Origin of the sequence: Pseudomonas sp. UMAB-40, from assembly GCF_900095275.1 — a bacterium.
Classification (GTDB): domain Bacteria; phylum Pseudomonadota; class Gammaproteobacteria; order Pseudomonadales; family Pseudomonadaceae; genus Aquipseudomonas; species Aquipseudomonas mandelii_B.
In genome coordinates, this window is sequence record NZ_LT607579.1 from 1 (window position 1) to 1590 (window position 1590).

At 61.1% G+C, this 1590-nt stretch carries 2 protein-coding genes; both read left to right on the forward strand.

The features are described from left to right. Window positions 1-12: 12 nt before the first annotated feature. Window positions 13-981, forward strand: coding sequence for an ABC transporter ATP-binding protein (locus tag K0F88_RS29595; RefSeq protein WP_219097523.1), 969 nt, complete (start codon window positions 13-15; stop codon window positions 979-981). Further along, window positions 981-1590 (forward strand): ATP-binding cassette domain-containing protein (locus tag K0F88_RS32675; RefSeq protein WP_257605399.1); only part of this gene is annotated, 610 nt, incomplete at its 3' end. The genes K0F88_RS29595 and K0F88_RS32675, both read left to right, overlap by 1 nt.

A 1590-nucleotide genomic window follows, 5' to 3' on the forward strand; every position in this document is an offset into this window, starting at 1 on the left:
GAGGAGATTCAAATGTCACTGTTAGAAATCAAGAATCTCAACGTTCGCTTCGGCGACAAGAACGCCGTTCCGGTGGTCGACGGGCTCGACATTACCGTGGAAAAAGGCGAAGTCCTGGCCATCGTTGGCGAGTCGGGTTCGGGTAAATCCGTGACCATGATGGCGCTGATGGGCCTGATCGAACATCCGGGGATCGTCACTGCCGACGCCCTGAATTTCGACGGCAAGAACATGCTAAAGCTCAGCAACCGTCAGCGTCGACAAATCGTCGGCAAAGACCTGGCCATGGTCTTCCAGGACCCGATGACCGCGCTGAACCCGAGCTACACCGTCGGTTTCCAGATCGAAGAAGTGCTGCGCCTGCACCTGAAAATGTCCAGCAAACAAGCGCGCAAGCGTGCCATCGAGCTGCTGGAAAAAGTGGAAATCCCGGGTGCCGCGAGCCGTATGGACGCTTACCCGCACCAACTGTCCGGCGGTATGAGCCAGCGTGTTGCAATCGCCATGGCGATTGCCGGCGAACCGAAACTGCTGATCGCTGACGAACCCACCACGGCACTGGACGTCACGATTCAGGCGCAGATCATGGACCTGCTACTGGCGTTGCAGAAAGAGCAGAACATGGGCCTGGTGCTGATCACTCACGACCTCGCGGTCGTGGCTGAAACCGCCCAGCGCGTGTGCGTGATGTACGCGGGCCAAGCGGTTGAAGTCGGTCAGGTGCCACAGCTGTTCGACATTCCGGCGCACCCGTACAGCGAAGCACTGCTCAAGGCGATTCCGGAACACAGCCTCGGCGCCACACGCCTGTCGACCCTGCCGGGCATCGTTCCCGGTCGCTACGACCGTCCACAGGGCTGCCTGCTATCGCCGCGCTGCCCGTATGTGCAAGAGAGCTGCCGCGCTACGCGCCCGGCCCTGGACCCGAAAAGCCACAGCCTCGCCCGCTGCTTCTACCCGCTTAATCAGGAGGTGGCGTAATGGCCGTCGTACTTACCGCCCGCGACCTGACCCGTCACTACGAAGTGTCCCGCGGCCTGTTCAAGGGCCATGCGACAGTGCGCGCCCTCAACGGCGTGTCGTTTGAACTGCATGCCGGCAAGACCCTCGCCGTGGTTGGTGAATCGGGCTGCGGCAAATCCACCCTGGCCCGAGCGTTGACCTTGATTGAAGAGCCGTCTTCGGGCTCCTTGAAAATCGCCGGACAGGAAGTCGCCGGTGCCGATAAGGCCCAGCGCAAACAACTGCGCAAAGACGTGCAGATGGTGTTCCAGAGCCCGTACGCCTCGCTCAACCCTCGACAAAAGGTCGGTGACCAGCTCGGCGAACCGCTGCTGATCAACACCAACCTGTCGGCGGCCGAACGTCGTGAGAAAGTCCAGGCGATGATGAAGCAGGTCGGCTTGCGTCCCGAGCACTACCAGCGTTATCCGCACATGTTCTCCGGCGGTCAGCGCCAGCGGATCGCTCTGGCCCGCGCGATGATGCTGCAGCCTAAAGTGCTGGTCGCGGACGAACCGACTTCGGCGCTGGACGTGTCGATCCAGGCGCAGGTGCTGAACCTGTTCATGGATCTGCAGCAAGAGTTCA

Excerpts from the sequence above, each read along its gene's own strand:
- K0F88_RS29595 (WP_219097523.1), top strand. The coding sequence starts at position 13 with ATGTCACTGTTAGAAATCAAGAATCTCAACGTTCGCTTCGGCGACAAG.